General features: G+C 61.2%; 27 protein-coding genes. 18 read left to right on the forward strand and 9 right to left on the reverse strand.

Features of this window, described 5'->3' with window-relative positions:
• Positions 1 to 68: 68 nt before the first annotated feature.
• Entirely contained in the window at positions 69 to 500 is a 432-nt protein-coding gene (locus IPM54_09055) for a hypothetical protein (protein MBK9259969.1), read from the reverse strand.
• A gap of 81 nt (positions 501 to 581) precedes the next feature.
• On the opposite strand from IPM54_09055, the gene IPM54_09060 reads away from it, so the two are divergent.
• From IPM54_09060 to IPM54_09080, 5 genes are all read left to right on the forward strand, one after another.
• On the forward strand, positions 582 to 1538 hold the full coding sequence (locus IPM54_09060) for a Spy/CpxP family protein refolding chaperone (GenBank protein ID MBK9259970.1): 957 nt from the start codon (positions 582 to 584) through the stop codon (positions 1536 to 1538).
• A 15-nt stretch (positions 1539 to 1553) separates the two neighbouring features.
• The gene (locus IPM54_09065; GenBank protein MBK9259971.1) at positions 1554 to 2102 is read left to right on the forward strand and encodes an RNA polymerase sigma factor; all 549 of its coding nucleotides are present in this window, start codon (positions 1554 to 1556) and stop codon (positions 2100 to 2102) included.
• Positions 2089 to 2484 carry a hypothetical protein gene (locus IPM54_09070; protein MBK9259972.1) on the forward strand — a complete coding sequence of 132 codons (396 nt, stop codon included), beginning with the start codon at positions 2089 to 2091 and terminating at the stop codon, positions 2482 to 2484. The genes IPM54_09065 and IPM54_09070 overlap by 14 nt, the downstream gene beginning before the upstream one ends.
• On the forward strand, positions 2481 to 2912 hold the full coding sequence (locus IPM54_09075; protein MBK9259973.1) for a hypothetical protein: 432 nt from the start codon (positions 2481 to 2483) through the stop codon (positions 2910 to 2912). Before IPM54_09070 ends, IPM54_09075 begins: the two co-directional genes overlap by 4 nt.
• A gap of 171 nt (positions 2913 to 3083) precedes the next feature.
• On the forward strand, positions 3084 to 3452 hold the full coding sequence (locus IPM54_09080; GenBank protein ID MBK9259974.1) for a helix-turn-helix transcriptional regulator: 369 nt from the start codon (positions 3084 to 3086) through the stop codon (positions 3450 to 3452).
• 49 nt (positions 3453 to 3501) lie between these two features.
• Here the strand turns inward: IPM54_09080 and IPM54_09085 are convergent, their stop codons facing one another.
• Positions 3502 to 3990 (reverse strand): dual specificity protein phosphatase family protein, encoded by a 489-nt coding sequence (locus tag IPM54_09085; protein MBK9259975.1) that lies wholly within the window; start codon positions 3988 to 3990, stop codon positions 3502 to 3504.
• A 140-nt stretch (positions 3991 to 4130) separates the two neighbouring features.
• Between IPM54_09085 and IPM54_09090 the strand changes: the two genes are divergently transcribed.
• Both IPM54_09090 and IPM54_09095 read left to right on the forward strand, forming a co-directional pair.
• Positions 4131 to 4478 carry a hypothetical protein gene (locus IPM54_09090; GenBank protein ID MBK9259976.1) on the forward strand — a complete coding sequence of 116 codons (348 nt, stop codon included), beginning with the start codon at positions 4131 to 4133 and terminating at the stop codon, positions 4476 to 4478.
• Positions 4475 to 4813: a hypothetical protein gene (locus IPM54_09095; protein ID MBK9259977.1), complete on the forward strand. Its 339-nt coding sequence runs from the start codon at positions 4475 to 4477 to the stop codon at positions 4811 to 4813. The genes IPM54_09090 and IPM54_09095 overlap by 4 nt, the downstream gene beginning before the upstream one ends.
• Before the next feature lie 50 nt (positions 4814 to 4863).
• Here IPM54_09095 and IPM54_09100 read toward each other — a convergent pair whose 3' ends face one another.
• Entirely contained in the window at positions 4864 to 6066 is a 1203-nt protein-coding gene (locus tag IPM54_09100) for an aromatic ring-hydroxylating dioxygenase subunit alpha (GenBank protein MBK9259978.1), read from the reverse strand.
• Between the two features lie 67 nt (positions 6067 to 6133).
• Here IPM54_09100 and IPM54_09105 point away from each other — a divergent pair, with 67 nt between their 5' ends.
• Positions 6134 to 7477 (forward strand): fatty acid desaturase family protein, encoded by a 1344-nt coding sequence (locus IPM54_09105; protein MBK9259979.1) that lies wholly within the window; start codon positions 6134 to 6136, stop codon positions 7475 to 7477.
• Between the two features lie 88 nt (positions 7478 to 7565).
• Here IPM54_09105 and IPM54_09110 read toward each other — a convergent pair whose 3' ends face one another.
• From IPM54_09110 to IPM54_09130, 5 genes are all read right to left on the reverse strand, one after another.
• Positions 7566 to 8888 (reverse strand): phenylacetate--CoA ligase family protein, encoded by a 1323-nt coding sequence (locus IPM54_09110; protein ID MBK9259980.1) that lies wholly within the window; start codon positions 8886 to 8888, stop codon positions 7566 to 7568.
• The gene (locus tag IPM54_09115; protein MBK9259981.1) at positions 8888 to 9217 is read right to left on the reverse strand and encodes a multidrug efflux SMR transporter; all 330 of its coding nucleotides are present in this window, start codon (positions 9215 to 9217) and stop codon (positions 8888 to 8890) included. Before IPM54_09115 ends, IPM54_09110 begins: the two co-directional genes overlap by 1 nt.
• 61 nt (positions 9218 to 9278) lie before the next feature.
• A complete protein-coding gene (locus IPM54_09120; GenBank protein ID MBK9259982.1) occupies positions 9279 to 10166 on the reverse strand; it encodes a hypothetical protein in 888 nt (295 codons plus the stop codon).
• Positions 10163 to 10396, reverse strand: coding sequence for a hypothetical protein (locus IPM54_09125; protein ID MBK9259983.1), 234 nt, complete (start codon positions 10394 to 10396; stop codon positions 10163 to 10165). The genes IPM54_09120 and IPM54_09125 overlap by 4 nt, the downstream gene beginning before the upstream one ends.
• A 16-nt stretch (positions 10397 to 10412) precedes the next feature.
• Positions 10413 to 11396, reverse strand: coding sequence for a tyrosine-type recombinase/integrase (locus IPM54_09130; GenBank protein ID MBK9259984.1), 984 nt, complete (start codon positions 11394 to 11396; stop codon positions 10413 to 10415).
• A gap of 396 nt (positions 11397 to 11792) precedes the next feature.
• Between IPM54_09130 and IPM54_09135 the strand changes: the two genes are divergently transcribed.
• The 4 genes from IPM54_09135 (at position 11793) to IPM54_09150 (ending at position 14902) form a co-directional block, all read left to right on the forward strand.
• Entirely contained in the window at positions 11793 to 12191 is a 399-nt protein-coding gene (locus IPM54_09135) for an RNA-binding protein (GenBank protein MBK9259985.1), read from the forward strand.
• 256 nt (positions 12192 to 12447) lie between these two features.
• Positions 12448 to 13128, forward strand: coding sequence for a TetR/AcrR family transcriptional regulator (locus IPM54_09140; protein MBK9259986.1), 681 nt, complete (start codon positions 12448 to 12450; stop codon positions 13126 to 13128).
• An 86-nt stretch (positions 13129 to 13214) separates the two neighbouring features.
• A complete protein-coding gene (locus IPM54_09145) occupies positions 13215 to 14297 on the forward strand; it encodes a PAAR domain-containing protein (protein MBK9259987.1) in 1083 nt (360 codons plus the stop codon).
• Positions 14298 to 14311: 14 nt separating this feature from the next.
• Positions 14312 to 14902, forward strand: a complete 591-nt coding sequence (locus IPM54_09150; protein ID MBK9259988.1) for a hypothetical protein — start codon at positions 14312 to 14314, stop codon at positions 14900 to 14902.
• A 537-nt stretch (positions 14903 to 15439) separates the two neighbouring features.
• Here IPM54_09150 and IPM54_09155 read toward each other — a convergent pair.
• Positions 15440 to 15595 (reverse strand): hypothetical protein, encoded by a 156-nt coding sequence (locus IPM54_09155; protein MBK9259989.1) that lies wholly within the window; start codon positions 15593 to 15595, stop codon positions 15440 to 15442.
• 15 nt (positions 15596 to 15610) lie between these two features.
• On the opposite strand from IPM54_09155, the gene IPM54_09160 reads away from it, so the two are divergent.
• From IPM54_09160 to IPM54_09185, 6 genes are all read left to right on the forward strand, one after another.
• Entirely contained in the window at positions 15611 to 16795 is a 1185-nt protein-coding gene (locus tag IPM54_09160) for a hypothetical protein (GenBank protein ID MBK9259990.1), read from the forward strand.
• A 127-nt stretch (positions 16796 to 16922) separates the two neighbouring features.
• Entirely contained in the window at positions 16923 to 18590 is a 1668-nt protein-coding gene (locus IPM54_09165) for a DUF1592 domain-containing protein (GenBank protein MBK9259991.1), read from the forward strand.
• A complete protein-coding gene (locus tag IPM54_09170; GenBank protein ID MBK9259992.1) occupies positions 18590 to 19945 on the forward strand; it encodes a DUF1552 domain-containing protein in 1356 nt (451 codons plus the stop codon). Before IPM54_09165 ends, IPM54_09170 begins: the two co-directional genes overlap by 1 nt.
• A complete protein-coding gene (locus IPM54_09175) occupies positions 19942 to 20910 on the forward strand; it encodes a hypothetical protein (protein MBK9259993.1) in 969 nt (322 codons plus the stop codon). Before IPM54_09170 ends, IPM54_09175 begins: the two co-directional genes overlap by 4 nt.
• On the forward strand, positions 20903 to 21445 hold the full coding sequence (locus IPM54_09180; protein ID MBK9259994.1) for a hypothetical protein: 543 nt from the start codon (positions 20903 to 20905) through the stop codon (positions 21443 to 21445). The genes IPM54_09175 and IPM54_09180 overlap by 8 nt, the downstream gene beginning before the upstream one ends.
• Positions 21446 to 21541: 96 nt before the next feature.
• Entirely contained in the window at positions 21542 to 25420 is a 3879-nt protein-coding gene (locus tag IPM54_09185; GenBank protein MBK9259995.1) for a protein kinase, read from the forward strand.
• Position 25421 lies beyond the last annotated feature (1 nt).

Here is a 25421-nt window from a genome sequence, read left to right on the forward strand (position 1 = left end):
GTAGCTCCGAGGCTTCGTAGCTAGCTTGCGGCGCATATCCGCTGTCGCTCGTGCACCCAGCTTCTTTGCTAGCCTGCTCCGTTGCAAGCCTCCAGCGGCGCTCCTACGCTTCTGCACTTCGCCGTCGCGACGTTGAGCTGCACGCTCGTTTCTATGTGGCGACGTGGCGCCACCTTCAACCTCCTACGCAGCGTAGCTGCACCTTTGCGATGTTTCGTTCCTTCGCTGCTTCCCCGCAGCGCAGCGTCGTCATGACGACGTTTCGCAGAGAGCCATGAACGACCGCCGAACCAGCGCCGCGTCGTTGCTTCGTAGTGTCCCGGCTTCGTCTTTGGCTTGCTGCGACAAAGCGCTGCAGCGGCGCTGTGACGCTGGTCCACCATGCGCTCGCGAAGGCTGGCGCATACGAGCTTCGTAGCATCGCAGCATGCTTGCAGCGACGCTCGGATGCGCCCACCAAAAATCCACCCCTTGCCGCACTCCCAAAGAAATGTTGCCATCTCCGTAGGGACCTCCTAGGACCCGGCGTCTAGACCGTCGAGTCTCGTGACAATCGTGCGAGGCACAGGAGAATCCAAACCATGCTCGACAAAACCTTGAAGTTCTTCGCTCCCGTCCTTGTCGCCGCCTCGCTTGCCGCATTCGGTTGCGCCTCGGCCAACCCGGTCATGGAACCCGACGAAAATGTCGCTTCGACCACGGAAGCCGCTGCCGCCGCCGACGAACAACAAGGACGCCGCGGCATGCATGGCCATCCACTGCTCGCCGCAGCCCTCAAGGAAATCGACCTCTCGGCCGAACAACGCAAAACCATCGAAGCCGCCATCGACAACGTCCACGGCGGACAGCGCGACCAAATGAAAGCCGTCCACAAGACGCTCGCAGACCAAGTGCGCGCAGGCAAAATCGACGAAACGGCCCTCAAAGCTCAGATGCCCGACGTCGACAAAGCTCACGCCGAACGCAGAGCAGCCGTCGTCAAGGCCGTCGAAACGCTGCACGCGACGCTCACACCCGCACAGCGCACGCAGCTCGTGACGCTCGTCAAAGACCGCATGCAAAAGCACGCCATGCACGGCAAAAAGCATGGCGACGAGAAAAAGGACGGCGAACATCGCGCCCACCGCGGCAAGGGCGGCAAGGGCGGCCCCATGATGTTCTTGCTTCATGGTATCGAGCTTCGAGACGACCAGCGCCAAGCCATCAAGGCCGCGATGCCGCCGAAGCCCGAAATGGACGCCGCTGACAAGGCCGAAAAGTTCGAAGCGCACCGAGCTCGCATGGACGCAGCGCTCGAGGCCTTCAAAGGTGACAAGTTCGACGCAAACGCCGTGCTCCCCGAGCGCGACGACAAGCATCCGATGGCCGGAAGGTTCGTCAAGATGCTTCAAGCCGTCGTCCCGGTCCTCGATGCCGAACAGCGCGCCGAGCTCGCCAAGCGACTCGAAGAAGGCCCGCGCATGGGTCACCACCGCGGCAAGGGCAAGCATGGCCGACACGGCCATGGCCCCGGCCATCACCAAGGCGCAACCGAGTAACCCCGCGACGCGTTCATGAACGTCGACCTGAGACTCGTGGCAGCGCGCGTGGCGAGTGGTGACGTGGCCGCTTTCAGGCCCATCGTCGACCACACGCGCGCTCCACTGTACCGTCTTGCAGCTCGTCTCGTCGGCAACCTCGCCGACGCCGAAGACGTGCTGCAAGATGCGTACGCGAGCGCATTCCGAGCTTTGCTTGCCGGTCAATACGACGGTCGCTCCAAGGTCGAAACGTGGCTCTACCGGATCGTGGCCAATGCCAGCGTCGACCTTTTGCGCAAGCGGCGCGAAAAACAGTCGGACGACACGCACGAACCCCGCTTCGATGGCCTCGTGCATGCCGAAGCTCGCGTCGCACTCAGAGAGCTCGACGCGCTCCTCAAAACCCTCCAGCCGCTCGATCGTGCAGCTCTCGTCCTCGTCGCCGTCGAAGGTCTTTCAGCCAAAGATGCCGCCGAAGCGCTCGGCGCCACCGAGGGTGCCATCGAACAACGCCTCGTGCGCGCACGCGCCGCACTACGCATGAAAACGGAACAGCCTGAGGTGAACCATGGCCGCGCGTGAAAAAGATCCGCTCGCCCTGCTCGAAACGCTTTCGCGCGATACGACTGACTTGCGTCCGACGAACGATTTTTCGGATGCCGTCATGGCGGCCATTGAAAACGCTTCCGCGGAAAACGTTCTCGCTCGTGCGCAGCGTGAAACGGCAATAATCGCGCCGACGGCCGATTTCGTCGATGCCGTGATGCAATCGGTGGGGCAGGGGAGCGGCGTGCGCCCGCGATTCGATTCCGGCTGGCACTCGGGCGTCAATCGGTTTTCGCGTTTCGCATTGGTGGGCGCTGCCGCGGCCGCAGCGTTTTGCCTTTGGCTTTCGAGCCAGGCGGAGTCGAGCTTCGATGCCGCCATTCTCGAAGGTGTCGCTGCGATCGAGGTGGACGAATGAAATCGAACTTCTGGGCGGCTGCAGCGTTTGTCGGAGTATTCGTGCTCGGTGCCGTCGCGGGCGCCGGCGGCACGCGAGCCTACATGTTCAAGGAATTCGGTTCGCCCTTCGATGGGCCCCCACGCGAAGTGCGCTCCCGATTGCGAATCCAGGCCATGCGCAGGCAACTCGACTTGTCCCCCGACCAAGTCACCAAAATCAAAACGATTTTACAAGATGCCGAGGAAGAACACGAAAAAGCATTGAAACCGTGTCGAGACGAAATGGAAGCCGTGCGCAAACGCGTCGACGAAAAAATCATCGAATCGCTCGATCCAGCACAAGCCACCAAGTTTCGCGAATTTTCGGAGAAAATGCACAAACGTCGTGGACGCGGTCCGTTTCCACACGCTCATCCCTCCGGCTTTCTTCCCCCGCCTCGACATTGACGCATACGCGCTCCATCGATACACGAATTGCACGCACCGCATCATCCCGCACCACCCTCCCTCGGCACGCCACGCCTCGGGATAACCATGGGCGTGTTTCGGGGCCAAGCGCGTTTCGACCAGCGCGCAAAAAGTGTTGTGTTCCGTTTTGCTCGATGATATCCGGCCTTCATGCCTCGAAGACTCGAACCCGATCCCTATGCCACCAAGGTCGGCACGCGACTCCGCGAATTGCGCGCCGAACGAAACATGTCCCTCGCCGACCTCGCCGACGCCAGCGAGCTGTCGAAAGGCCACCTCTCGAGCGTCGAGCACGGCCTCGCCGCCATCACCACCCAAACGATTACTCGGCTCGCCAAGGGCCTCGACGTTCCCCCGCTTTATCTGCTCACGTTCCCCGGCGACGATGATCGTGACCAGGTCGTCGAGCTGCTTCGCAAGCTCCCGCCGCGTGACTTGACCAAACTGCGCAAGGAATTGGAAAAGACGGTGAAAGCCGCCGCCAAGGCATCCGCTGCCAAGGCCAAAGCCAAGTCCTGACGCGTCGTGGTGTGCCGGTTTGGCGCGCCACAACAATGCGAGCACGACGTCAGCGGCGCCTCGGCACTCCCCGAAGCGCCGCCGTTCGTTTTTGCTCGATCGCCGTAATGGCCCGGTCCGCATCTTCCTTGTACGTCACACTCGCCAAAGCCCGCGCTCTCTTGATGCATTTCACGGAGTCGTCCGGTGGATGCCCGAGCGATCGCAACACCGCGTACGTCATCGATGGGCTTCGCGAGACGCCCATCATGCAATGAATGAGCACGCGAGCTTTCGGAATCGAAAGGGCCGTAAGCACGAATGCGATGCCTTTTCGGAACCACTCCTCGGCCTTCGGTTTGCCGTCGTCCGCCGTAGGAGCCGACATGTATCGAATGGTCGTGCCTTCGTAAAGCGCCTGTCCCCCTTCACCCAAGCGGCAATCGAGAACATGCGTGATTCCATCGGCCACGAGCGCTTGCACGTGATCACGCGTCACCACCGCGCTACCAAGGGCAATTCGTTGCGTCACCCATTGGTGATCGTGCAGCGGGCGCATCGCTCGAGGATAGCATCGACCGAGCTCTTGGGCAGCTGCGGGCGCTTCGCCAGATCGCTCGTCGCTTTCTCGCGGCCCGCGCGCAATGCGTGTAGCATGCCGCCGCTCGAACAAGGCGCGCCGTGCGCATCGGAGGACCCATGCAGTCAGGGGAACGCGAGCTCCTTTCGCTTCTAGGGAGCGTCAATAGCCTCTTTGCTTTCTTGATCGCCATCGCCGTGCTCGTGCTGGGCCTCGTCGTCGTGCGCCCACTGAACAAGGTCGCAGGCTTGGCGTTCGCTGGTGCCGGTGGCGGCCGAATCATCGGCCTCGGACTCGACGCGATCGTCGACGCCCTGCAGCCCAAAGACGCCGATTTGAGCATCATCATGCTGTTCAACAGCATCGGCACGCTCATCTGGATCGTCACGGCCATCGTTTTCTACGGCGGCATCATGTTCGGCTCGTTCAAGCTCGCCAATGCCCACATGCAGCGAGGTGCGTCGTGAACGAGATGCTGGTCTTTCAGCTCGTCGACTTCGCAGCCATGGGCCTTTTGACGCTGCTTTCCCTTGGCATTCTCCTCGTCGGCCTCGTCTACGTTCGCCGCGTCAACGTCATGGCCGGCCTCTGCATGGCTGGCGCCGGCGCATTCGGTGCACTCGGCGCCGTCATCCGCCGCATCATGAGTCTGGCGATCAACATCGGCGGTGGAGGCTACATGCTGCTCACCCTGAGCCAGATATTCACCACGCTCCTCGCCATCGTCGCCAGTGCGCTCTTGCCCGTGTCCATTTTCTTGCTCGCTAACGCCGTCAAACAAGGCACGCGGCAAGGCCCCTGATCGACTCTTCACCCACGCGCGAATCCATTGCGGTTTGGACAGCCAAACCCTCACGCGCACGCGCTTGCAACGTACGCCTGAAACGCGTGCACCCGCTCTTCGCGACATCCAAGCACGCCCGCATGAGGACTTGCTTCCATGCCGCGCTGAACGTCCACATACACCGCCGCATCTTCACGTAAAACCAGTTCGATGAGCCGCGAAGCCACGAGGCGTAGCGCCGGCTCGACAGCCCGCACCAAAAACGTCGGCGCAGCGTGTCCGAAGTCGAAAAAAAGCCGAATCGACGCTCGCGACGACGCTCGATCGATGGGCTCTATCACTTGGACGAACCTCGCGATCGACGTGTACCCGAAGACGACGTTCGGAAACGCATGATGGTGCACGTAGTCCGTCGTCGCCGCCGGATGCAAGAGCTGCATTGCCGCACGGTAAAACCTCGACTCGGCCCCGAGCGAGTCCTCGTACGAGGTAAATCGTTCACGCAATTGATGCACGATCTCGCGGTCCCCTGAGCGCTTGCCACTGAACACCTCGAACCACTCGGGATGCCGCGCCAGCGGGTTCTGGTGGACAAACGGTACATGGTACGTCTCCAAAACGTTCTCGATCGGAATCTTCCAATTGCAGGGATGCTCGGCCTCACCGGCGTGAACGAGCCGCAGATCGGCATGAAAGAACCGCTCGATCATCCGTGACGTCTCCTCACCCAAGTGCTCGCGCAACGAGGGTCCAGTGTTCTCGAGCGACACGAACACGAGCCCCCCGAGCATCTCCACGCGGAGCGATTTCAGCCTTTCACGCCCGCCCTTACGCCCAAGCGGAACAAATGACGACGCGTCCGGTATGACGCACACTTCGCCGTCCGCGCCGTCGTATTCCCAACCATGGTAACGACAACGAAAACGTTCGGCCGATCCGCATTTCTCGTGCACGAGACGCGCATGTCGATGCGCACACACGTTCACGAACGCCACGAGGCGTTCGTCGTGACGACGTACGATCACGGGCGTGCCCCAAAGATCGCGCGTGACGAAATCCCCGTGCCGCCGAAGCTCGTGGTTTGTCGCGACAAGGTGCCACCCAGGAGCGAAGATTTTGTCGATCTCGCGATCGAAGAACGTGCGCGACGAATAGGCCGATGGCGGAAGCACGTGCGGGAGCCGGGTCTTGTTCACCCACATCAGAAGCCATGTATCACGACGACAACCTGCACTGCCGCGCTTGCAACCGCATTGCGCCTCGACGATCATCGCGCGCCTCTTGCCACCCCGCCCGCACGTCGACGAAACAGCCCTCCGTGCATTGTCGGAGCCGCGCGTGGGTCGCTGGCTTTTCGCAGCGATCGTCGACTGGGCCGTCATCATCGCGGTGTTTGCCGCAGTCGCCTGGATCGATCATCCGCTCGCGTACGCCCTTGCCATCGTGCCGCTGGGCTCACGACAGCAAGCGCTCGGCGCGCTCTTTCACGACGCTTCCCATAGGCTCGTTTCGCGTCGTCACCTCGCGAACGACATCCTCGGAAACGTGCTTGCTGCATGGCCGCTCGGCCTCACGCTCGGTGGGTATCGCCGTTATCACTTCGCGCACCACAAACATCTCGGCACCGAGCTCGACCCGGAAATCACGCACAAACGCACGCTGCAGCAATGGTCGCTCCCCGCATCTCCCTTGCGCACGGCACGCGACTTCGCGAGCGATCTCGTCGGCGGCGGTCTGCCGCATCTCGTCGCAGCAGGATCGCTCACGCGGCCCGTTTCGTTCATCGAAACGGCCGGCATCGGCATCTTCTGGATCGCGATCTTTTTGTGCGCCTTTCGCCTTCACGTCGTGTGGATGCCGCTCTTGTGGATCATCAGCATCGCCACGGTGTTTTGGTCGGGCGTACGCCTGCGCATTTGGACCGAGCACCTCGGCACCAAGGACACACACCGCATCCACGTGCCCGTGTGGCTCGAACATCTGATCATGCCGCACGACATCGGTCTGCACTGGGAGCACCACCATTTCCCGAACGTGCCGTTTTGGAACTTGCGCAAGCTCCGCGCGCTGTTGCCTCCAGACGAAGGCCAATCGCCGCCGGTCGTGACGTTGCAATCACTCGCTGCATCGTTTCTGCTCTCGCAGCCCCTTCGATCCGGCTCGATTGGTGTGACCGTCGGCCCGGACGCTCCACGCGTGATCCCGTCAGGTGAACCGACGATTCGATCGAACGCAGCCAAGCAGATGCTCATCCTGCGATGGCTCGTCCACGTCGTCTTACCGTTTGTCATGGCCGTATTCGTGTACGTCGCATGCCGAAAGACCGTGCCAATTGCGCTCGCGTGGCTCCCTGCACACGGGTTTTTCGCGGGCCAATTGCACCCCCGTTTCGTCGATTGGTTTCCCGACTTCGCCTGGTCCTATTCGCTCGCGGCCCTCATGACGCTGCTCTGGGCGCGCGATCCGAGCCGCGCTCGATATTTTTGGATCGCATCGGCATTCGTCGCGTTGATTGCATGGGAGCTCGGTCAACGCTGGCACGTCGTCCCCGGCGTCTTCGATCGAGGTGATCTCGTCTTCGGCATTGTCGGCTGTACGCTGGCCGTGCTTTCATGCTCGCTGCGGTTTTTCCCGGACTTGAAGGCAATCACTGCGCCCGAAAAACCTCCGAAGGAGTCTTGAGCCCATGCGATTGGATTCACGCGCAACCCGCCACTTGATCTCTTTTCTCGCGCTCGTGTCGTTCGTCCTGTTCGCGCTCGGCAGCGCGTCACCCTGAACGCTGCACGAGCGACACGATCGGATTGTGTTTCCCCGCCGCGGATCGCTTCAATTCCGGAATGAGCTCCACCACCACGTCGATCGGCTCGCCCACGAGCGCTCGGAAACGAGCTTCGATCGCCGATGCGTCTGCCTGGACAAACCGCTTGCCTGGAATGATTTCGATACGCACGCGCGACGTCGTTTCTTGAACGAGCGTAAACGCCGCGATGTCCGCACGAACGTCGAAAAGAAAGCTGTACGTCGCATCGAGCAGCCATCCGCTCGTGAGCACTCGACCGCTCGGAAGTACGAATTGATCGAGCTTTCTCCCTTGAAGATCCACGAGCGCGCGGAACGTGCGACCACAAGCGCAGTCGGACTCGCTCACCCGCGCAACGTCTCCTTGTCGATACCGGATGAAGGGCATCGCAAAGTTGTGCAGGTACGTCCCGACAATCTCGCCGCGTGACCCCACGGCCGCGGGCTTCTCCGAATCGGGCTCGACGATCTCCACGTACGCCACGTCTTCGAACAGGTGATACGTCCGCTCGGTGCACTGCGCGGCCACGCGCGTTAGTTCCTCCGTCGAATATTCGTCGTAAACGCCGCAACCAAACACCCTCGCAAGCTCGTCTCGTTCACGTTGCGTCGACGGCTCGGACGACACCGAAATCGCCAAAAGTCCCGCTTCACGACACGCTTGCGGACCCATCTCACGCGCGAGCGCACGCAGATGACTCGGATAACACGCAAGCAAATGAGGACGCAGCCGACGCAGCGTCGCCACGATGTCCGACATCGGTGCGAGCGTCGGGATGAACGTCATCGGATACGTACCGAAGAGCGATCGCGCCGGGTACTCCGACGTGTAGATGTACGCAAATCGATGCCACGGCAGGTAATGCGTGTACAAGCCGAGCAAGCGGTGCATCGCCAAACCTTGAATCGCAAGGCGATCCGCTTGATGTACGACGTCGAGCACCACGCCGGTCGATCCGGAGCTTTTGGACACGATGAGCCCTCGAGGGTCGAGCCCTGGAGCAAGCGCGCCTTCGGGATACGCCGCAAGGATCTCGGCTTTCGTGACCGTGGGAAAGTGCTGCAAGTCTTCGAGTGAACGCAAATCGTCCGGACAAACACCCGCAGCGCGATATTTTTCGCGATACAGCGGGACGAACTTCGCGGCAAACGCGACGAGCTCGCGCAACTTGCGCAATTGGTAATGGCGAACGAGACGACGCGGAGCAAACGGGCGCAGCGTGAATGCAGGAAGATCGAGCGCGATGTGCGCCGTGTTGATCAGAAGCTCGTGCGGCGTGAGCGCTCGCATCAGGGCTGTGCACCGCTCGGAAGCACTTTGAGTCCGACGACGCCGAGCAAGACGAGGGCGATGCATACGAGCCGCGCCGGGCTTGCCGACTCATTGAACATCAGAATTCCGATCGCCGACGTACCCGCAATGCCGATGCCGACCCACACGGAATACGCCGTGCCGATCGGAATGGTTTTGACGGCGAGACCCAAGAAAAAGAATCCGAGACCCGCCGAGACGAACGTGGCCACGGTCGCCTTGGGATTTTTGAACCCGTCGGCGAGTTTCAACGACAGGGTCAATGCGATTTCGCACACGCTCGCGAGTAGCACGTAGATCCAGGCCATGCGCTTTCCTTCGGTGTCGCTTGTGATCGGCACATGCCCCATGCGCAAGCGATAGATGCAATTAACCGAGACCAGCCACGGCGAGCGGGTGGTCCGCCGGCACCAAACGCTCGGCCGATCTTTTCGGGCGAACCAGGTGGTACAGGGCAAACAGGTCGAGCGCGAGAGCTGCATAACCGAGGTAGCCCGGAAGCGGCATTTCGAAAAGCCGCATGACATCCGCATAAGGCACGCGATACGTCCACTTGGGCGCCGCCGGATGGTTCCACATCTCGCCGATCACGCCTGCCGCGATGTTTCCGACTGCAATCGCGAGCGGCAGCGCAAACGCCCGCGCACGCAGATGCAAAAGCAAACTCGTACGACCTCGTAACGAGTTCAGCGCATCGACGATGAGCCCCGTGGCAACGAGCACGAGCGGCAGCGATACGATGGGGTACGTCAGGGCAAACCCGGCAAACGCGGCGCCTGCGAGCATCGCGAGGGCTGCAAGCGGGCGACGTGGCGACGGCTGTTGCGCGATCACAGCGGGTTTTGCTTTTGCTACGAAGAGAGCAAGCAGCGTAGCTTCGAACGTGGCTGGCACGAGCGTCGCGAAGAAGTAGGTCGAACGCACGGCCTGCACCCACCGCGGCACATCGGGGCTCGGCGAATACGACCAACTATCGAGCAACAGCACGTTCGCAAGCTCGAATAGCCACCAAGCGGACGCGCTGAGCAGCACCATTGCGACGAAGTCCCGCTTTCGGTCGAGGATGAGCGAAGCGCCGGTGCGCCATGCCAAAAATGCATCCGACGCGAGGATGAAGCCGGTCCAGACGATGCCGTACCAATATTCGGACACGGGGCGCAGATGCACGAGCGTGAGGGTTTGCCCAAGTACAAGGAGGAGCACGCCCACGAGGCCCATGGCGCGCATTTGCAGGTGACGTGAGTGGCTCGGATTCACATTATTTCGACAAACTTGACGACTTCGCCCTTTTGCACGACCCAAATGGCGAGCGTCGCGCCGTACCAAATGGCGTGATACGCAGCCATGCTGTCATTTTTGCAAAATTGTTCGAGCCATGCACGGATGTGTTCGAGCTTCGAATAGACGTGCGCTTCGGCCCAGCGTGAGCCTCCGGGTTGCACGGACAATTCGAGAATGTACGCGCTGCGGTCGGGAATTTTTGCCACGGCAAACGGCCTCCCATCAAAGCAAACCGGCCAACGTATTGACGCGGAAGGCATCCGTTTCGCGAATGTATTCGCGCACTTGGTCGAGCCTTCGGTGATTCGTGACGCTTGCGATTTCCGCGAGTCCCACGCCAGCTTTCGCCGCCGTGGTGACGTGGCCACTGCGGAAAGAATGACCCGCCAATCGCTTGATTTGCTCGGGATCGATCCCGGCGCGCTTGGCAGCTCGCTTCAAGAGCCGCGCCACGGTTCCCGGATCGAGGCGCCCGGTGCCGATATGCCCCCACCGGTCGATTTTACGAAAGAGCCAGCCCGACCGAATGCGCCCTGCGTCGAGCCACGCATCGACGGCGGCAATGGGACATAGCTGCGTCCCTCGGTGCACGGCGATCACGTGTCCGCGACCTTCCTGGTCGGTTTTGCTGCGACGAACGCGGACCAAAAGCCCATCGCCGCGCCGCTCGAAATCTTCGATGCGCAATTCGACGACGTTCACGCGGCGCAAGGCCGTGGAGAACGCCAATAAGAAGAGCGCTCGATCGCGAAGCCCCGCCAATGTTTTTGGCAATGCTTCCACCATCCTGCGGAGCTCGGCCGGCGTCAGCGCCGCTTTTCGATGCTTTGGAGCTTTTCCAACGGTGCGATGCAATCCGCGAAGAAACAAATTGATCTTGGGATCCCGAGGATTCGGCAATCCCGCTTTGCGGTGATGATCCACGATCGCCGCCAGCGCCAAACGTAAGGACGCCGGCGAAAGCCCCTCGGCATGTAGATGTCCCAGATACGACACGACGACCGCGGGCGTCGCGGGCAAACATGGCACGCTTTGTTCCTTGCCCCACGCTTCGAACGCTGCCCATGCACCTCGGTATTTCCGGAGCGTTTCGGGTGCACGCGAGACGGCGAGCATCGAAGCGGCGACGAGAGCGCCTTCGACGAACGCTTCGCCAACGGGGAAACGTTGTGAAAGATCGGGCGGAAGGGCACGTGTGAGCGCCATGGGGCCATGCTAGCGCAGGACGAGATCGATGGAAATACGCTAACGACGCTCGGTACTGCGCGTCCGTTGCCCCTAAGCGGGCGATGTGAGGCAGGGCGCAAAAGCCTGCGACGGCAGCGCTCGCCTGCGGATCGCAGAAATGTGCAACATCGTTCTTGCAATCCAAAAACAACCACGCTAGCTTGTTTGCACTCACGAACGTCACTGGCCCTACGACACGACGCTTTTCATCCCCCGGTGCATGGGGGCGACGGCTCGCGCGGATGACTGGACGACGCATTTGTGTGCTCGTGTGGATAGCCACACGGCACGACTCCGTTCGATCCGCTACGGCTTCATCGGATGGCAGGCACGAGGGGCGCACTGTGCGCAGAAGCCGTGAAAGCAACGTGACATATGGGTAATCGTCTCTACGTGGGCAATCTCTCTTTCAGCACCAGCCGCGAATCGCTCGAGTCCATGTTTGCCTCGGCAGGCGAAGTTCGCGAGATCGCGATGCCGACGGATCGCGAAACCGGGCAACCTCGTGGGTTTGCCTTCGTGACGATGGGTGATGCCGCGCAAGCTGCTTCGGCCATCGAACAATTCGACGGCGCCAAGCTCGACGGTCGTTCGCTCAAGGTGAACGAGGCGCAAGAGCGTCCCCGCAACGGCGGTGGCGGCGGCGGTGGTGGCGGCGGCCGCAGCTTCGGCGGCGGTGGCGGCGGTGGTGGCCGTGGCTTCGGCGGCGGCGGCGGTGGCGGTGGTCGCGGCGGCTTCGGCGGCGGCGGCGGCGGTGGTCGCGGTCGTTACTGATCGCGTCGTCACTGCGTAAACTGAAAAGGGCGTGGCCATGGCCGCGCCCTTTTTCTATTTGAAACCGGGTCTTGATTCGAACGCTCGCTCCGCGCGCGTGGGACGCGCGCTGCGCGAGGCCAGTCACGATGGGGGGCTCGCAGGCGGCTCTATAAGTCTTTTGGGGCTACGCCCCGACTGCTCTGCCCCCCATACCCCCCGAAAAACAAACCGAGTCATCAGCCCAACCCCGAACCATCTACTGCTACGATGCGCCATGCCCAGCGCTTCGTCTCGACCCTATCATCATGGGGACTTGCCTCGCGTGCTTCGCGAAGGGGCGCTCGAGCTGATTGCCGAACGGGGTCCCATGGGATTCACGTTGCGCGAGCTTGCGCGGCGCGTCGGCGTTTCTCATGCCGCACCTTATCGGCATTACGCGGACAAACGAGCGCTGCTCACATCCCTTGCCGTCGAAGGAGCTCGACGCTTGGCCGATGACATCGAAGCCGCGCTTCAAGCGGCCGGACCCGATGCTCGCGCGCAGTTTCTCGCAGCAGGCCATGCGTACGTACGTTTCGCGTTGGATCACGCGGCGCATTTTCGGGCGATGTTCTCGAGCGACATCGATACGAACGATGCGGCCTACGTGGCCGCTCGAGATCGCAGTTTGGGCCTATTGCACGATTACATCGCGGCTGCTCAAACCTCGGGATATTTCGGTCCAGGTGATCCCAAATCATTCGTCATTCCCGTCTTCGCAATGCATCAAGGTCTGGCAGAGCTCATTTCCTTGGGAGTGTTCGGAACGCTCGACGCAGCCAATGTAAAAGCGGTGTCCGACCTCGCGCACGGGCGGCTGCTCGATGGGCTCGTGACGAAGCCTGTCAGCGGGGCGGCCATGTCGAAGAAGACGTCAAAAGCAAAGTCGTCTCGTGGGGCGCGATCACGCGCGTAGTGAACGCGTGCGCGCCATGTTTCGTGTATGCGTGGGCGTCGCCCTTTGGTAGGATGCCGTTGTCCTTCTCATCGAGCGATTGACCGATGGCACAACTGGCCGCGCGCGTTGGTGATCCCCATACGTGTCCGATGGTGACTCCGTCACCGCACATCGGAGGGCCGATCTTGCCTCCGGGATGCCCCACGGTGGTCATCGGCGGCGAGCCTGCCGCTCGGGTCAACGACATGTGTCAATGCACCGGGCCGCTCGACATGATCCGCACGGGCGCGCCCACCGTATTGATCGGCGGCGAGCCTGCGGCGCGCATGGGGGATCTGACGCGACACGGTGGCGTCATCGTGATGGGTTTTCCCACGGTCCTCATCGGGCCCATCGCGCCAGGCGATGCCATCGCCGCTCTGTTCAGCGACGAGTACATGCGCGCGCTGCTCGGCAAAACGTGGCAGGGCGCCGATAGCGAACAGCTCCGCGATGCGATGAACACGCTTTGGGAGCATCGCCACGATCCGAATCATCCCGACGTTGCGAAGGCGCTCGAGCAGCTCGCGGAAGCTCGCGGCCGCCCGCTCGACGAGATCCAATCGGAATGGGGCAAGTTTCAAGCGGCGCTGGCCGAGCAGGAACGCATCGCAGCATCCAAGGGTCTCGATCCTTCCGGCGGTCTCAACTGGATGCATCCGGACTTCATGGGCAGCACATCTCAAATGCGATCGGGCCAGGTCGTTGGCGACGCATTCGGGATGGACCCGGCATTCGGTGCGATGCTCAATCCGAGCGGTGGTCTGGTTGGTCCGGGCAACATGGCCTTCGACGGCGATGATTCCGCAGTTGGGTATCACGGCGCCGTGCACGATGCTGCGGGCTACCTCTACAACTACCACGACCAAGGCCCCGGCTACGATTACCTCGGTTTGGAAGGGCGTGACACGGGTAGCCCGCTTTCGGGTCAGCGCTCGGGCATTTCATACTGGCGCGATGTGGTGCCCGATCGCAGCGGCGGGCAGAAGTTCACCGATGCGGCGAGCGACGTCATCATGGACGGCGTCGTGGGAGGCATCGACACTGCGTCGGACGTGTACAACACGGTCAAAGACACCGTATCGAGCGGCTACAACACGGCCAAGGACGCCATTTCCGATGGCTGGAACTGGCTGACGAATCGATAGAGGAACGCACGGCGATGGCATCCTTCACGCTCGAGACCGACGAATTTGCGGCGATGGTTGGCTTCTTGAACGCCAAGAAAATCGTCGGCATGGACGAGCGCCTTTTCGCTTCGTTTACCGAAGAGAACCTGCCGCGCATCATGGCCAAGCTGCAAGAGCACGGCTGGATGCAACCCGCCGATCGTAAAAATACTTGGCACACCAACGAAGATTTGCTGCAAGCGCTCGCAGTCGCCGTCGCACCACGATTCGCGATCCTCGCTCGATCGAAAGCGCAACCGAAGTCGATTTTGTTTTACGTGGCCGACAAGGACTTCGTGCAGATCGTCGTGACGAGCGATCAGGTTGTCGTGACGAACATTCGGGACGAGAACCAAGTCGGCGCGTGTATCGTGACGTTTTTGGATGCGGCGTGGCCCGCGGAAATCGTGGTTGCTCGCGTTCGAGGCGAAGCGTTCGATGCGGGGCGCGTGGCGCTCGTCGATGAACACGGCGGCGTGCACACGACGATTCGAAGTTTGTCGCCGGACGCAGAATTGCCCTGGAACGAGGCTACCATCGCGTCGTTTGTCCGCGAAGCCATGGGCGAACTCGTACGAGATTGAACGGTTTGCCTGACTGCCTCGACAAATGAACACGCTCTTCCTCCGCCGCCAAGCGGGGGAGGGGTGAGGAGTGACGCGCGCGTCCGGCGTAAGCCAAGATCCAGACTGGATCCAACGGAAACTGGCACAAACGGCCTTCTGGAAAGGCGCGCAGGGAAAAACAAACGTTCAGACCTTGGATCTCGCAAAATTCTCTGGATCCACGGACCAATGGATGGTTGATCTGAACGCGCGTTCGTCGCGGGCAGGCCCGCGACCCACGCAGACCTACAAAAAACCAGCGCGCCGACTGCCAAAGGTTGAGGGACCAGGCGCAGTCGACGCGCACGGAGTGACAGGATGCTAGCACATCATGCCACTCGTGCGGGAAGTTCTCGCGCGAGTTTCGTGGGTGGAGTGTCGCCGCCGTCGGCGAACGAAATTGAAATCACAAAACATGCGCCATCCATCAGTGATTCACTGAACGATGGTTCACAGCCCAAAAGTCGGCCGGGGTGGAAATACGCCTATGAAGACGCCATCTGGTCGAAGCAGAACCTACCGCTGAAGCTTCGCGGCCTCTTGCAAGTCCTCCTGCGCCTCTCCGACCACTTCGGACGCGTCTGGTGGAGCCAAGCTGCCATTGCCCAGCACGCCGGTTGCACCGTTCGTACCGTGCGTCGCCTTCTTCCAGCGCTCGAAGCGAGTGGCCACGCGCGGGTCGAATCGATGACCTTTCGTCAGCTCGCGCTCGCCCAGGCCACGCTCGGCCTGCCGCTTCCAGGTCGTAACGACGACGGCCAGGCCCCGGACCTCATCACGCTCCTCATGCATGGACAACCCGCGACCGATCTTCGGCCCGCGCCTCGGCGGCGTTCAGCCCCCGGTCAGATGGTCCAGGGCCCCCCGCGGACAAACGTGTCGACCGAACCTCCCCAGGCCCCTGTCGATCCCGCGGACAGTTCGTCCGACGATCCTAGGGATCTCTCTGCTGATCTATACAGAAACGGGGGGGATCCAAGGCAGAAGGCCCACCCGATCGAAGTTGGAATCGAGAAACACGGACAAACATCGACCGTTGGCGAAGCACCCACCAAACCGATTGCAACATCAGCGCCTGTCGAAGCTGCTTCGGACGATCACGCGTGGCTCACGCTCGAAGCCGCGTACGACCGTCACTACCGGCGCGTGTATCACGCAAGGCCTACAAACAAGCCTTTGTCCGTCGAGTCTCGCATGCAAATGGCAGGACATCTCGCCGACATGGCGACGCTTCTTCGAGCGCGGTTTGTCGAACGAAACGTCGATGTGACGGCGCTCGAAAAGTCGCCCGTGGAACTGCTCGCCGACGAAGCGCTGCGCGTTTGGTTCGATTCTCCCGGGGCAAACGACTACCTGCGGCGCGTCAGTCATCGCATGAGCGCTCTGCCCGCGGATCTGCCGTATCGCGTGCGCAAAGCCATCGAAGCATTGCTCGAACGTCTCGCGCCGCGCCCTGAACCTCGCCGCGCCGCCTCCCCCGTGCTGCCGTTTGTCCGGAACGTGGGTCGTCCCGCGCCGGAGCCTTCAGCACCCGTTGCAGCGCCGGCAGAGCTTGCAACCTGGGGCGTTCGTCAGACCAAACCACCCATTGCAAAGACGAACCTGCCGGCGGACGTGGCGCAAATCGTCACGGGTTTGTCCGAGCGTCGTGCGCTGAACGATCTCGCGAAAACGCCGACGCTGGCAACGGAGCTCGCGATGATCGCTCGCGAACGAGGAGCGTCGATGACGGAGCTTCTGGGAGCACTCGATTTGGCTGCAAAAATGTGTGAGCGGCAGGAGGCTGCATCGACGGCGGCCCGAGCAGGCATCGTGTACAAGCTCGTGCTCGAAACGTTCGATACGAAAATGCCACGGCGTTCGACCGCGTGAATGGGAAGGGATGTGCACGAGGTAAAAACCGCGCTTGCATTGCTGCCTGGTCAAAGGTTTGTCAGGGAAACTCAGCGCGACGACCATGCTTCCCAAGACGCGCCGCTACTGGTAAGCTCGGCTGGCAATGTCCAAGAGATACATAGGCTCGAGGCGAGACCAGATTGGCTTACGTAACGTTGTAGCAACGCTGCTTGCCGCGTTCGTTTCGACGACGGCGTGCGTGGGCATCGTTGGAGACACGGGGGACGAAGCGAACGGCAAGACGCTCGTCCTTGCGCCTGCAGCGTTGCCTCGTCTCACGGCGGAGCAGTACCGCAGCACGCTCGTCGAGCTTTTCGGCAATGCTGCGCCATCGGGGCCGCTCGAAGACGATACGAAGCCGTACCTTTTCTACAACATCGGCGCATCGACGACGACGTTGTCGGAGCTCGGCGTGCAGCTTTACGAAGAGTCAGCCGATGCGCTTTCCCGCTACGTGTTCGCCGACGCTGCGCGGCGCGCAGCGTTTGTCGGGTGCACACCCGCAGCACCGGGCGATGCGTGTGTCGAGTCGTTCTTGCGCAAGTTCGGTCGTCGCGTCGTGCGCCGTCCGCTCACCGAAGACGAGGTTGCTCGTTGGGTGAACGTTTCAAAGACGCTCGCTGATCCCGATGCATGGGAAGGTCTGCGACTCGCTGTCGCGGGGCTCATTCAGTCGCCGCATTTTTTGTATCGGGTCGACCTTGGATCGGCCGGAGAAAGCGCGTCACGGCGCAAGCTCGACGGCTACGAATTGGCGTCGCGCTTATCGTTTCTCTTGTGGAACCAAGGTCCCGATGAAGCGCTGCTCGATGCGGCCGAAAGCGGCGAGCTCGATACGCGTGAAGGCGTGGCCATGGCTGCCGAACGACTGCTCGACGATCCGCGAGCGCGTGGCGCGGTGCAGGCGTTTTTCCGGCAGTACCTGGACCTTGGACGTCTCGCAGGCATCAACCGCAATCCCGCGACATATCCACTCTTTGCGCCAGGCATCACGGACGCCATGCGCCGAGAGGTCGAGCTCATCGTCGACGACCTCGTCTTCGAAACGCGCGGTGATGCGCGAAGCATTTTCAGCACGCGCATGACCTACGTGAACACCGATCTTGCTGCGCTCTATGGTGTCGACGCTCCGGGCGCGACGAAGACGGAGTTTGTCGAAGTGGAACTACCGGCCGATGGTCCACGCGCCGGCATTCTCACGTTCGGCGCATTTCTCACGATGAACGCGCACGAGTCGTACACGTCGCCGACGGCGCGCGGCAAATACGTGCGTGAACGCGTGCTCTGCCTCGAGGTGCCCGCACCTCCGCCCGGCGTCGATACGTCGCTCGATCCGGTTCCGATGGGTGAGCCGCCGAAAACGGTGCGCGAACGCATGGAGCTGCACCGGACAAACCCGTCGTGCGCGTCGTGTCATTCCTTCATGGATCCGCCCGGGTTTCTCTTCGAACACTTCGATTCGTCGGGCGCGTATCGCACCGTGCAAGAAGGCGTCTTGCCGATCGATTCATCGGGTGATCTCGACGGCACGCCGCTCACCGATGCGCGTGGTCTTGCGACGATCCTCGAGACCGATCCACGCGTTGGCAGGTGCATGGTCAGACAGCTTTACCGTCATGCACAAGGAAGGCTCGAAACACCGGGCGAAGCCCTTGCGCTCGAAGACTTGGCGGATCGATTTGCCGCCGCATCGTTCGATTTTCGGTCGCTGCTCATCGAGCTCGTGACGCACGACGCATTCCGATTCGTTGGTACGAAGGAGACTCCGTGATGGCCCGCCCGATGCTTTCTCGTCGAACGTTTTTGCGCGGCGTGGCCGCTGGCACCACGGTCGCGCTGGCCGTGCCCACGCTCGAAGCAATGCTTGGATCGCGCGAGGCGGATGCAGCCGTTGGAGGTCCCATCTTTGGCGTCTTCTTCTGGGGCGGAGGTTTGCCTTGGCACGACGGTCATGGCGCTGCTCAAGCCGGGCACCCGGACATCTGGACGCCAAAGGAAACGGGCGCCGGGTATACGCCGACCGAATTGCTCGCGCCTCTCGCGCCTCATCAACCGAGCGTCATCACGGGGCTCACGCCGCATACGCAAGTGCCGCCCAATCCGCCGGGGCAAGAGGATGGTCACATGCGTGGGTTCATGGTGTCGATGACGGGCGATCGTGTGCGTCCCGAAGGGTTCGATCATCCATCGCACACGCTCACGGCGCTTCGTCCGACGCTCGATCAATACGTGGCAAAACATCCGGACTTTTACGGTCTCGAGTCACCGCGATTCAGGTCGCTCGTGCTCGGCGCGAGCTCGGCGCGATTCCACGACTATGGTCACTGGAACGCGATTTCGTACAACGGCCCGGACAACCTCAACCTTCCCGTGATGGATCCAGGGCAGCTCTTCGATCTTTTGTTTGGCGTACAAACGGATACGAGCTCTCTGAAGAAGAGGGCGCTCTTGCTCGATGCGGTGCTCGAAGACGCCAAGAGTTTGTCGGCGCGCGTAGGAGCCGAGGACAAACAGCGCATCGAGGCGCATCTCGAACACCTGAACGCAGTCAAGACGCGTCTCGAACATTCGGGTGAAGCGTGCGTTGCGCCGGCCAAACCAGGAAACACCGCTGACCTCATTGCCAAGACGGACATCATGGCCGGCCTGCTCGCGGCGGCTTTGGCGTGCAACATGACGCGCGTCTTTTCGTTCATGCTCACGTCACCGGCGACGACGCACGTTTTTGCCAACCTGGGCGTGCCCAACGATTTTCATGCGACCGTGCACGCTGGAGCTTGGGATCAAACACGCGCGGGGATTCTGTATCAGATGCAAGCCTTCGGAACGTTCCTCGGCAAACTCGCCAGCGTATCGGATCCGACGGGTGCGACGCTGCTCGATCGAGCGGTCGTTTTCGGGCTATCCGAATACGGCGAAGGGTTTCAGCACAGCGTTTCGGAAATGCCGTGTGTCTTGGCGGGTGGAGGTGCTGGTCGAATCAAGCGCAACGTGCACGTGCGGGATCCTGGAGGCAACATCAGCAAAGCGCACGTCACGATGCTGCGTGGCATTGGCCTCGAAACACCGAGTTTCGGTTGGAATGGCGGCGAGACGTCCGAAGCGTTTGGCGACATTCTCGTATGAGGGCTGTCGTTATTGCATTGGCGGCTCTTGCGGTCGCCTCGGTTTCTCGCGCGGCCATGGCCGTTCAGCCCATTGGGTATCTGGACAGCGCCGGATGCGACGTCGTTGCTGGTTGGTCGCAGGACCAAGACATCCCCGATTCCCCGATCGACGTGCACGTCTACTTCACGGGTCCCGCGGGCACGCCTGGGGCGCCCGCGATTGCGACGCGCGCGAACGTTCATCGTGATGATCTTTGTGCGGCCATTGGATCCTGCGCGCACGGATTTTACGCTCCATCGCCATTTTCGCTTCACGATGGCGCGCCGCACGACGTGTATGCGTATGGCATCGACAATGCGGGCGAGGGGAATCCCGTTTTGGGAAATAGTCCACGCACGCTCCAATGCGCACCCGCTACGCAAACCGGCATTCGGCGCAAAATCGATGGCGTACCGGTGCTCGAAGCCTGGAAGTTTTCGACGTTTTGGGATCTTTTGCCATTGCCTTCGGCCGATGCGGAAATGCTTCCCGAGGCAATGGCCATTCCCTCGCGGCCCGAATTGATCCAAGCCGACGACGGCACGCCCGATGTGTATTTGGTCGATCACGGCGTGCGCCGGCATGTCACGATGAACGACATCGCCGCGTGGCGCCTCGATTTGGGGCAAGTCACCTCGCGCCCTGCGTCGGAAGTGCAGGCCATGCCGCTTGGAAGTGCCTTGCGGCCGCGCCCGGTGCTCTTCATTCATGGCGCCTTGTATCTCGTGGACGATCCTCAGCCATTCGTCACGGCGCCCAGCGGTTCGAGCTCGTCATCTTCGTCGAGCGGTGGAGACATCACGCCGGACGATATTGCAAAGGACGGGACGTGTGCATTTTCGCCCCGTGGTGCGGCCGACGTGAATGGGTTTTACCTGGTTGCGGTCCTCGCGACGATGTATGCAGTGCGGCGGCGCCACGAGCGACGTTCGAATCATGCGTAAAGGTGAACACGTGAAAATGGCTTCGTTGACATCACGTTTGCGAAACGCGGTCGTATTGGTTTGTCTTGGAATGTCGACGCTGCATTGTGCCTCGGCCCCGCCGCCCGCCGTTTCGGCTCGACCCGCCGCAGCGTCATGCCCACCGGCGGAAACCAAGGCGCCCGAGAAGTTTGAAATGCGCACGTACATCATGGGGTTTTTGCGCCGCGGACCCGCATGGTCGGCGGAACGAACGCCGGAAGTCGTGCGCATCAGCGAAGGCCACATGGCGCATATTCGAGCCATGGGAGCGACGGGCAAATTGGTTCTCGCTGGGCCCTTCGAGGTCGAGGGGACTCCTCCCAATGCGCTGGCAGGCATACTTCTGTTCGATATGGAATCCATTGAAGAAGCACGTGCACTCGCAGCGGAGGATCCCGCCGTCAAGGCGGGGAGATTTTCCCTGGAGCTGATGCCATGGTATGGGCCGAAGGGGCTGACGTTTCCCGGCAAAGAAGAGCCTGCCGCCAAACCGACCCGTTCGTCCAATCCGTAAACTGCGCAAATTGGTTCGCACTGTACATGCATCACCTGTGACGCAAGTGCGACAAAAAGCTTGAAGTCCGACATGGATCGAGTGCAATCTCCGAACATGCCGGAGTTGGTCCTGATCGATGGCCGATTCGAGCTGCGGGATAGCGTAGCTCGAGGCGGGATGGGGGCGGTGTATCGCGCCTTCGATCGGGTCACGCAGCAGGCAGTGGCAGTCAAGGTGTTGCGCGATTCGGCGGACGAAGCGGTCGTTCGCTTTGGTTTCGAGGCGCGGGTGCTCGGTGAAATCGAGCATCCGCATGTCGTACGTTATGTCGCCCATGGTAAGTTGCCTTCGGGCCAGCCCTATTTGGCCATGGAGTGGCTCGACGGACAAACCCTTGCCGGTCGCCTCGTGACGGGGCCGCTCGGCATCGAAGAAACGGTCGAGCTTGCGCGTCGGGTGGCGAGTGGTTTGGGCGAGGCGCATGCGCGAGGCATTGTGCATCGGGACATCAAACCGGGGAACTTGCTTTTGCACCACGGAGATGTTCGTCGTGTAAAACTGCTCGATTTTGGCATCGTGCGTGTCGATGCGATGAACACGGCGTTGACGGTGACCGGGACGCTCATCGGCACGCCGGGGTACATGGCGCCGGAGCAAGCGAAGGGCCCGCGAAGTCAATTCGATGGTCGAATCGATGTGTTTTCGCTCGGTTGCGTGCTTTTTGAATGTTTGACGGGAAGACCCGCATTTCAGGGCACGCATCTTTTGGCGCGTTTGGCGAAGTTGCTCATGGAGGATCCGCCGCGGGTGCGGGAATTGCGTCCGGAAGTGCCGGAAGTGCTCGACGAATTGATTGTGCAAATGCTGTCGAAGAATCCCGACGGCCGCCCTGCCGATGGTCACGCGGTCGTGGCATTGCTCGAGCGAATGGGGTCGCTCGAACGTCTTCCGGCATTGCCTCGCCCGGCGCCGCCGCAGTCGCTCACGCATACCGAGAAGCGGCTCGTCTCCGTCGTGGCGGTCGTGCCGCCGAAAGTCGTACGCGCGGAGGATTCGGACGCCGATCAGGACCCATCGACGCTGCTCGATGACGTGCGCGGTGCCGTGCGCCCATATGGGGCGAAGATCGAAGAAATCGCCAATGGGATGTTCATCGCGCTGCTCGTGGGAACCGGGCCGGCGACGGATCAAGCAGCCAATGCCGCTCGGTGCGCATTACGCATGCGTTACATGATGCCGGGCGCGTCCATCGTGCTGCTTACCGGGCGGGGCGAAAATACCGGGCGACTCCCGGTTGGTGACGTCTTCGAGAGCGCGGCATCATTGCTCGAACAAATGAGCGCATCGGAGCAAACCAATCGAGGAATTTACACTGACGACATTACGCGAGCGCTGCTCGACGCTCGATTTAGTGTTACGGAAGAAGATGGTCGTCTCGTACTTCGAGGCGAACAGTTTGTTGGGTCCGAGGCGCGTACGCTGCTTGGAAAACCGAGCCCCTTCGTCGGTCGTGACCGAGAGTTGCGCCATTTGCTGGAAACGGTCGAGGAAGCGCTCGAAGACCGGCACGGACGCGTGGTGCTCGTGACCGGTGAGGCGGGCACGGGTAAGTCTCGATTACGATTCGAACTTTTGCACAGGCTCAAGGCCTTGCATCCGGATCTGGTGATAACCATCGGACGCGGCGATTCGATTGGCGCGGGTTCGGCGTTTGCCCTCGTCGCTTCGGGCTTTCGGACGGGGCTCGGCATTGCCAAAGACGATCCGCTCGGAGCGGCACGGGGGAAACTGGCTGCGTCGGTTGCGGTGCATGTTGGAGCGGCCGATCGCGTTCGGGTGACCGAATTTCTGGGCGAGCTCATCGGCCTACCAATTGCCGACGATGATGATCCTCGCATGCGTGCTGCGCGTCAAAATCCCGCGATCATGGCCGATCAAATACAATCGGCGTATGTCGACCTCGTGCGCGGCGTTTTGGCGAAAAGGCGCATTGTGTTCGTACTGGAGGACTTGCATTGGGGTGATGGTCCATCGGTCAAGCTCATCGACGCCGTGCTTCGCGAGTTCGCGGACAAACCTTTGATCGTCGTCGCGTTTGGGCGTCCCGAGGTTCATCAAATATTTCCGCAGTTGTGGATGGGACGGGGCGTTCATTCGATGACGCTCGGGGGATTGTCTCGACGCGGCTGCGAAACGCTCATCAAAAGCGTGCTCGGCTCGAAGGCAAATGCGGCAACCATTTCGGCGATGGTGGATCGATCCGGCGGAAATGCGTTTTACCTCGAGGAACTGATACGTGCAGTCAACGACGGGCATGGCAGGCAACTGCCAGAGACGGTGCTCGGCATGGTCGAGGCACGCATCGCAACGCTCGAGCCCGAAGCGCGACGTATTTTGCGTGCGGCCAGCATTTTTGGCGATACGTTCTGGCAAAGGGGCGTGAACAAACTCTTGCGGGACGACCTTTCGAATGACAGCGCTGGCTATATCAAGGATCTGTGTGCCCGAGAATTGATCGTGCGCCGATCGACGAGCCGTTTTTCTGGAGAAACAGAATACGGATTTCGTCATTCGCTCCTGCGTGAAGGTGCGTATGCAATGCTCACGGATCGCGACCGCGCGCTCGGGCATGACTTGGCAGCCGGATGGCTCGTGCGTGCTGGCGAAAAGGATCCAATGGTGCTTGCCGCGCATTTCGAACGCGGAACGACGCCGGACAAGGCAGCCGCTTTTTATGCCAAAGCGGCCGAGCATGCGATGCAAGGTGCGGATTTTCAATCGGCCATTGCCCGCGCAGAAAAAGGGCTCGCCGCCGGAGCCACGGGGGAAACCAGAGCGGCGCTGCAAGCCGTCCTTTCCAATGTGCACATTCTGACGGCACAATATGCGAAATGCTACGAAATATCCGCGTCGATCCTCGCAGATTCGTCCCTTGGTCCTTCGAGTCGCGCCAGGGCGCTCGGGCATGCCGTGGCAAGCGCAATTTTTTTGGGCAGATTCGATGCATTCGGGGAATTGTTTCCCGAACTTCTGGCGATCGAGCCCGAGCCCGATACGGTTGCGCTCATTACCCGGGCATTGTATCCGGTATCCACCATGTTCCTCATCACGGGGCAGGGGAACAAGGCTATTCCCTACCTGCAACGGATGGAAGAGTTTGCCGCGAATTGCCGCGGCACGGATTTCCTCGTAAGCGCGTGGACCGAATTTGCCCTCACGGGCGCAGCTCGAGAACTGCACAACGACCCATGGCGGGCGTGGAAGCATTGCCAAGCTGCGGTTGCCAGCTATGCCGCGGCAGGTGCACGAGAATATCAAGCGATCTCCTGCATGCAGCTCGGTTTGTCATACATGCAGCTTGGGCTCCTGGCAAAAGCTGAAGAACTTTTCAACCAGGTCCTTGCCATGCCTCACGCAGGGAAACTCTCGCTGATGTACGCAACATATTACAAGAGCCGTTTATTTCTCGAATGGGGACGATTCGACGAAGCGCTTACCATGGCCGAACCGCTCGCCAAGGATGTATTGGCGGCAAATGATCGCCTGATGTTCTGGTGTGCGTGCCTCTTGGCGGTCGGCATTTTGATGGCCTCGGGAAAGCTCGACGAAGCTGACGCAATTCTCGACGAGCTAGGCGAAGCGAATGCGTTTTTGCCCTTCCTGCGAGCCCGGTTTTTATCGCTTCGGGGCGAGATTTGCCGCAAGCGAGGGCACGCGGAAGAAGCTGTGCGCTTGACGGCGCTTTCCATGGAGATAGGTCGGGCTGGACCGAGGTACAATTATGGAGAGGAGCCGCTGCGCCTGCGTCATGCATTGGCACTGCACGCGGCCGGTGACCTGGATGGTGCCAGACGCGTCATCCAAGAAGCGCGCGACGATATCCTCGGTTGTGCCGAAAAAATTCCCGATCATACCGTGCGTATGGCGTATTTGGAGAATATTGCAGCCCATGCGCAAACACTCGGGCTTGCGCGCGAATGGTCTAGCGAGTGAT

This window comes from Polyangiaceae bacterium (assembly GCA_016715885.1).
Taxonomy (GTDB): domain Bacteria; phylum Myxococcota_A; class Polyangia; order Polyangiales; family Polyangiaceae; genus Polyangium.

Excerpts from the sequence above, each read along its gene's own strand:
- IPM54_09135 (MBK9259985.1), top strand. The coding sequence starts at position 11,793 with ATGGGTAATCGTCTCTACGTGGGCAATCTCTCTTTCAGCACCAGCCGC.
- IPM54_09100 (MBK9259978.1), bottom strand. The coding sequence starts at position 6,066 with ATGATCGTCGAGGCGCAATGCGGTTGCAAGCGCGGCAGTGCAGGTTGT.
- IPM54_09075 (MBK9259973.1), top strand. The coding sequence starts at position 2,481 with ATGAAATCGAACTTCTGGGCGGCTGCAGCGTTTGTCGGAGTATTCGTG.
- IPM54_09160 (MBK9259990.1), top strand. The coding sequence starts at position 15,611 with ATGACCTTTCGTCAGCTCGCGCTCGCCCAGGCCACGCTCGGCCTGCCG.
- IPM54_09175 (MBK9259993.1), top strand. The coding sequence starts at position 19,942 with ATGAGGGCTGTCGTTATTGCATTGGCGGCTCTTGCGGTCGCCTCGGTT.
- IPM54_09145 (MBK9259987.1), top strand. The coding sequence starts at position 13,215 with ATGGCACAACTGGCCGCGCGCGTTGGTGATCCCCATACGTGTCCGATG.
- IPM54_09170 (MBK9259992.1), top strand. The coding sequence starts at position 18,590 with ATGGCCCGCCCGATGCTTTCTCGTCGAACGTTTTTGCGCGGCGTGGCC.
- IPM54_09065 (MBK9259971.1), top strand. The coding sequence starts at position 1,554 with ATGAACGTCGACCTGAGACTCGTGGCAGCGCGCGTGGCGAGTGGTGAC.
- IPM54_09165 (MBK9259991.1), top strand. The coding sequence starts at position 16,923 with ATGTCCAAGAGATACATAGGCTCGAGGCGAGACCAGATTGGCTTACGT.
- IPM54_09055 (MBK9259969.1), bottom strand. The coding sequence starts at position 500 with ATGGCAACATTTCTTTGGGAGTGCGGCAAGGGGTGGATTTTTGGTGGG.
- IPM54_09085 (MBK9259975.1), bottom strand. The coding sequence starts at position 3,990 with ATGCGCCCGCTGCACGATCACCAATGGGTGACGCAACGAATTGCCCTT.
- IPM54_09140 (MBK9259986.1), top strand. The coding sequence starts at position 12,448 with ATGCCCAGCGCTTCGTCTCGACCCTATCATCATGGGGACTTGCCTCGC.
- IPM54_09150 (MBK9259988.1), top strand. The coding sequence starts at position 14,312 with ATGGCATCCTTCACGCTCGAGACCGACGAATTTGCGGCGATGGTTGGC.
- IPM54_09180 (MBK9259994.1), top strand. The coding sequence starts at position 20,903 with ATGCGTAAAGGTGAACACGTGAAAATGGCTTCGTTGACATCACGTTTG.
- IPM54_09080 (MBK9259974.1), top strand. The coding sequence starts at position 3,084 with ATGCCTCGAAGACTCGAACCCGATCCCTATGCCACCAAGGTCGGCACG.
- IPM54_09115 (MBK9259981.1), bottom strand. The coding sequence starts at position 9,217 with ATGGCCTGGATCTACGTGCTACTCGCGAGCGTGTGCGAAATCGCATTG.
- IPM54_09090 (MBK9259976.1), top strand. The coding sequence starts at position 4,131 with ATGCAGTCAGGGGAACGCGAGCTCCTTTCGCTTCTAGGGAGCGTCAAT.
- IPM54_09110 (MBK9259980.1), bottom strand. The coding sequence starts at position 8,888 with ATGCGAGCGCTCACGCCGCACGAGCTTCTGATCAACACGGCGCACATC.
- IPM54_09070 (MBK9259972.1), top strand. The coding sequence starts at position 2,089 with ATGGCCGCGCGTGAAAAAGATCCGCTCGCCCTGCTCGAAACGCTTTCG.
- IPM54_09060 (MBK9259970.1), top strand. The coding sequence starts at position 582 with ATGCTCGACAAAACCTTGAAGTTCTTCGCTCCCGTCCTTGTCGCCGCC.
- IPM54_09185 (MBK9259995.1), top strand. The coding sequence starts at position 21,542 with ATGCCGGAGTTGGTCCTGATCGATGGCCGATTCGAGCTGCGGGATAGC.
- IPM54_09130 (MBK9259984.1), bottom strand. The coding sequence starts at position 11,396 with ATGGCGCTCACACGTGCCCTTCCGCCCGATCTTTCACAACGTTTCCCC.